The sequence below is a fragment of the Terasakiispira papahanaumokuakeensis genome (assembly GCF_001709345.1).
In the GTDB taxonomy this organism is placed as follows: domain Bacteria; phylum Pseudomonadota; class Gammaproteobacteria; order Pseudomonadales; family Halomonadaceae; genus Terasakiispira; species Terasakiispira papahanaumokuakeensis.
The window spans coordinates 1-5,540 of sequence record NZ_MDTQ01000002.1 but is presented as its reverse complement, the minus strand read 5'-3'; the positions used below and the strand labels follow the sequence as shown (position 1 = coordinate 5,540).

2 tRNA genes and 2 rRNA genes are annotated in these 5,540 nt (G+C 51.8%); all 4 read right to left on the bottom strand.

The window, feature by feature from the left end:
* Positions 1–101: 101 nt before the first annotated feature.
* The 4 genes from BFW38_RS17565 to BFW38_RS17550 all read right to left on the bottom strand — a co-directional run bounded on the left by BFW38_RS17565 (position 102) and on the right by BFW38_RS17550 (position 5,065).
* Positions 102–2,988, bottom strand: a 23S ribosomal RNA gene (locus BFW38_RS17565).
* A gap of 312 nt (positions 2,989–3,300) precedes the next feature.
* A tRNA-Ala gene (locus BFW38_RS17560) sits at positions 3,301–3,376 on the bottom strand.
* Between the two features lie 8 nt (positions 3,377–3,384).
* Positions 3,385–3,461: transfer RNA gene (locus BFW38_RS17555), tRNA-Ile, on the bottom strand.
* Between the two features lie 70 nt (positions 3,462–3,531).
* Positions 3,532–5,065, bottom strand: a 16S ribosomal RNA gene (locus tag BFW38_RS17550).
* Together the 16S and 23S rRNA genes with 2 tRNA genes alongside form the textbook arrangement of a ribosomal RNA operon.
* Positions 5,066–5,540 lie beyond the last annotated feature (475 nt).

Below are 5,540 nucleotides of genomic sequence, written 5' to 3'. Positions count from 1 at the left end.
TTGAGTCGATCGATACTCAAATTTGATCACGCTGCAGATCTTCAAGATCTTAAGGTATCCGATAATGTTACGTTGTACGTGACTGACCACTTGGGTGTTATATGGTCAAGCCTCACGGGTCATTAGTACTGGTTAGCTCAATGCATTGCTGCACTTCCACACCCAGCCTATCAACCTCGTAGTCTTCGAGGGCCCTTTAGGGAGCTCAAGGCTCCAGGGAAACCTAATCTTGAAGGGGGCTTCCCGCTTAGATGCTTTCAGCGGTTATCCTGTCCGAACGTAGCTACCGGGCAATGCGATTGGCATCACAACCCGAACACCAGAGGTTCGTCCACTCCGGTCCTCTCGTACTAGGAGCAGCTCTTCTCAAGTTTCCAACGTCCACGGCAGATAGGGACCGAACTGTCTCACGACGTTCTAAACCCAGCTCGCGTACCACTTTAAATGGCGAACAGCCATACCCTTGGGACCGACTTCAGCCCCAGGATGTGATGAGCCGACATCGAGGTGCCAAACACCGCCGTCGATGTGAACTCTTGGGCGGTATCAGCCTGTTATCCCCGGAGTACCTTTTATCCGTTGAGCGATGGCCCTTCCATACAGAACCACCGGATCACTAGAACCTGCTTTCGCACCTGCTCGTCGTGTTGGACTCGCAGTCAAGCACCCTTATGCTCTTGCACTCATTGGCTGATTTCCGACCAGCCTGAGGGTACCTTTGTGCTCCTCCGTTACTCTTTTGGAGGAGACCGCCCCAGTCAAACTACCCACCATACACGGTCCCCGACCCGGATTACGGGTCTGGGTTAGAACCTCAATGTTACCAGGCTGGTATTTCAAGATTGGCTCCACCGAAACTGGCGTTCCGGTTTCAAAGCCTCCCAGCTATCCTACACAAGTAACATCAAAGTCCAGTGTAAAGCTGTAGTAAAGGTTCACGGGGTCTTTCCGTCTAGCCGCGGATACACAGCATCTTCACTGCGATTTCAATTTCACTGAGTCTCGGGTGGAGACAGCGTCCCCATCATTACGCCATTCGTGCAGGTCGGAACTTACCCGACAAGGAATTTCGCTACCTTAGGACCGTTATAGTTACGGCCGCCGTTTACCGGGGCTTCGATCAAGAGCTTCGTCCGAAGACTAACCCCATCAATTAACCTTCCGGCACCGGGCAGGCGTCACACCCTATACATCCTCTTGCGAGTTTGCAGAGTGCTGTGTTTTTAATAAACAGTTGCAGGGACCTGGTATCTTCGACCGGCTTCGGCTCAGGGAGCGAGTCCCATCACCTAATGCCGGCGTGCCTTCTCCCGAAGTTACGGCACCATTTTGCCTAGTTCCTTCACCCGAGTTCTCTCAAGCGCCTTGGTATTCTCTACCTGACCACCTGTGTCGGTTTGGGGTACGGTCACTTAACATCTGAAGCTTAGAGGCTTTTCCTGGAAGCGTGGCATCAATGACTTCCACACCGTGGTGTGTTCGTCTCATCTCTCGGTGTTGTGTACCCGGATTTGCCTAAGTACACCACCTACGGATTTTCACCAGGACAACCAACGCCTGGCTCACCTAGCCTTCTCCGTCCCCTCGTCGCAATATTAAGTGGTACGGGAATATTGACCCGTTTCCCATCGACTACGGCTTTCGCCCTCGCCTTAGGGGCCGACTCACCCTACCCTGATTAGCATGGGATAGGAACCCTTGGTCTTCCGGCGTGCGGGTTTTTCACCCGCATTATCGTTACTCATGTCAGCATTCGCACTTCTGATACCTCCAGCAAACCTTACGATTCACCTTCAACGGCCTACAGAACGCTCCTCTACCGCGTCACAAAGTGACACCCGTAGCTTCGGTACATAGTTTGAGCCCCGTTACATCTTCCGCGCGGGCCGACTCGACTAGTGAGCTATTACGCTTTCTTTAAAGGGTGGCTGCTTCTAAGCCAACCTCCTAGCTGTTTTAGCCTTCCCACATCGTTTCCCACTTAACTATGATTTTGGGACCTTAGCTGACGGTCTGGGTTGTTTCCCTTTTGACGACGGACGTTAGCACCCGCCGTCTGTCTCCCGTGCTGCACTCACCGGCATTCGGAGTTTGCATGGAGTTGGTAAGCCGGGATGGCCCCCTAGTCCAAACAGTGCTCTACCTCCGGTGGTGATACACGAGGCGCTACCTAAATAGCTTTCGAGGAGAACCAGCTATCTCCGGGCTTGATTAGCCTTTCACTCCGATCCACAGGTCATCCGAATCTTTTTCAACAGATTACGGTTCGGGCCTCCAATTGATGTTACTCAATCTTCACCCTGCCCATGGATAGATCGCCCGGTTTCGGGTCTATTCCCAGCGACTTGACGCCCTATTAAGACTCGGTTTCCCTACGCCTCCCCTAACGGTTAAGCTCGCCACTGAAAATAAGTCGCTGACCCATTATACAAAAGGTACGCCGTCACAGAACAAGTCTGCTCCGACTGCTTGTACGCACACGGTTTCAGGATCTATTTCACTCCCCTCACAGGGGTTCTTTTCGCCTTTCCCTCACGGTACTGGTTCACTATCGGTCAGTCAGGAGTATTTAGCCTTGGAGGATGGTCCCCCCATATTCAGACAGGATTACACGTGTCCCGTCCTACTCGATTTCACTAAGTTGGGATTTAAGATACGGGGCTATCACCCGCTATGGCGGCACTTTCCAGAGCCTTCTCCTATCCGTCCCTTAGCTTAAGGGCTGGTCCGATTTCGCTCGCCGCTACTTTCGGAATCTCGGTTGATTTCTTTTCCTCGGGTTACTTAGATGTTTCAGTTCTCCCGGTTCGCTTCCTTAACCTATGGATTCAGTTAAGGATACCTACCTTATGGTAGGTGGGTTTCCCCATTCGGAAATCCTCGGATCAAAGTCTGTTTGCCGACTCCCCGAGGCTTATCGCAGGCTTCCACGTCCTTCATCGCCTCTGACTGCCTAGGCATCCACCGTGTGCGCTTGATCGCTTGACCATATAACCCCAAGGGGTCAACAGTATGTCGATCACGTTCAACGATAATTGCCGGATACGCTTGAGATCATGAAGATTTCATTTGCATATCGCGTTATCAAAATTTGATATTGGCTTGATTACTTGCATTGTTAAAGAGCGTGTCCTGATGGACAGAGCGAAGTATTTTATTAAGCTAATTTCACTTAAAACACTTGGCTATGAGCATCAGACAAACAAACAGTAGACTTTAGACACCGTTCACGGAGATAAGACCAGGCCATTAATGGGCTGATCATATTGATCCTATGAACTAATTCACTTGCATCAGGAATGGTGGAGCCAAGCGGGATCGAACCGCTGACCTCCTGCGTGCAAGGCAGGCGCTCTCCCAGCTGAGCTATGGCCCCATAGAATGTGGTGGGTCTGAGTGGACTTGAACCACCGACCTCACCCTTATCAGGGGTGCGCTCTAACCAGCTGAGCTACAGACCCAAGTCACTGTTTGCTCTTGCATCAGACAATTCATTGTGAGCGCTTGACTGCGAAGTGGGATACAGTCGATTAAGGAGGTGATCCAGCCGCAGGTTCCCCTACGGCTACCTTGTTACGACTTCACCCCAGTCATTAATCACACCGTGGTAACCGCCCTCCCGAAGGTTAAGCTAGCTACTTCTGGTGCAATCAACTCCCATGGTGTGACGGGCGGTGTGTACAAGGCCCGGGAACGTATTCACCGCGGCATTCTGATCCGCGATTACTAGCGATTCCGACTTCATGGAGTCGAGTTGCAGACTCCAATCCGGACTACGACCGGTTTTTACGGATTAGCGCCCCCTCGCGGGTTAGCAACCTGTTGTACCGGCCATTGTAGCACGTGTGTAGCCCTACCCGTAAGGGCCATGATGACTTGACGTCGTCCCCACCTTCCTCCGGTTTGTCACCGGCAGTCTCCCTAGAGTTCTCAGCCGAACTGCTAGCAAATAGGGATAGGGGTTGCGCTCGTTACGGGACTTAACCCAACATTTCACAACACGAGCTGACGACAGCCATGCAGCACCTGTCACAGAGTTCCCGAAGGCACGAAGCTATCTCTAGCGACTTCTCTGGATGTCAAGGGTAGGTAAGGTTCTTCGCGTTGCATCGAATTAAACCACATGCTCCACCGCTTGTGCGGGCCCCCGTCAATTCATTTGAGTTTTAACCTTGCGGCCGTACTCCCCAGGCGGTCTACTTATTGCGTTAGCTGCGCCACTAAGCTCTCAAGGAGCCCAACGGCTAGTAGACATCGTTTACGGCGTGGACTACCAGGGTATCTAATCCTGTTTGATCCCCACGCTTTCGTACCTCAGTGTCAGTGTCAGTCCAGAAGGCCGCCTTCGCCACTGGTATTCCTCCACATATCTACGCATTTCACCGCTACACGTGGAATTCTACCTTCCTCTACTGCACTCTAGTTAAGCAGTTCCAGATGCCGTTCCCAGGTTAAGCCCGGGGCTTTCACATCTGGCTTACTTAACCACCTACGCACGCTTTACGCCCAGTAATTCCGATTAACGCTCGCACCCTCCGTATTACCGCGGCTGCTGGCACGGAGTTTGCCGGTGCTTCTTCTGCGAGTAACGTCACACGATGCTGGTATTAACAACACCGCTTTCCTCCTCGCTGAAAGTGCTTTACAACCCGAAAGCCTTCTTCACACACGCGGCATGGCTGGATCAGGGTTGCCCCCATTGTCCAATATTCCCCACTGCTGCCTCCCGTAGGAGTCTGGGCCGTGTCTCAGTCCCAGTGTGGCTGATCATCCTCTCAGACCAGCTACAGATCGTCGCCTTGGTGAGCCTTTACCCCACCAACTAGCTAATCTGACATAGGCTCATCCGATAGCGTGAGCAAAAGCCCACTTTCTCCCGTAGGACGTATGCGGTATTAGCTCGAGTTTCCCCGAGTTATCCCCCACTACCGGGCAGATTCCTATGCATTACTCACCCGTCCGCCGCTCGACGCCTGGAAGCAAGCTTCCATCGTTTCCGCTCGACTTGCATGTGTTAGGCCTGCCGCCAGCGTTCAATCTGAGCCATGATCAAACTCTTCAGTTTAAAATCATAAGTCCTAAAGTGGACCAAACTTGGCTCAAGGTTCAAACGTCTCATTTTGACGAGTCGCTTGCCTTGATATATGGTGACATGATCACCACTTTCATCAGCAAGCGCCCACATGAATTGCCTGATGCTTCATTCTTAAAGAGCGTTGATCGCGGACCCGAAGATCACCTCGATCAGAAGAGCCGCTATCTTACCAGAGCGACTCGAGCTGTCAAGCAGCTTTTTGAAGTTTCTGTTCCAACCCACATTTAAATCACTTGGCGATTCAAATGCTTAGCCAGAAAGCTCAAAGAGCGGCTAAAGCCAATCTAACTGACTGCCGAAGCGTCGTCCTCAACAGTGCGGTGCATTCTAGGGAACCGAACCGTGCAAGTCAAGGAAGAATTTGAAGTTATTCAAAACAACCCAGCAAGTGGATAACTTTGAAAACTCAAAACAAATCAGTGAGTTAGCAGCGTTATCAGAGGCG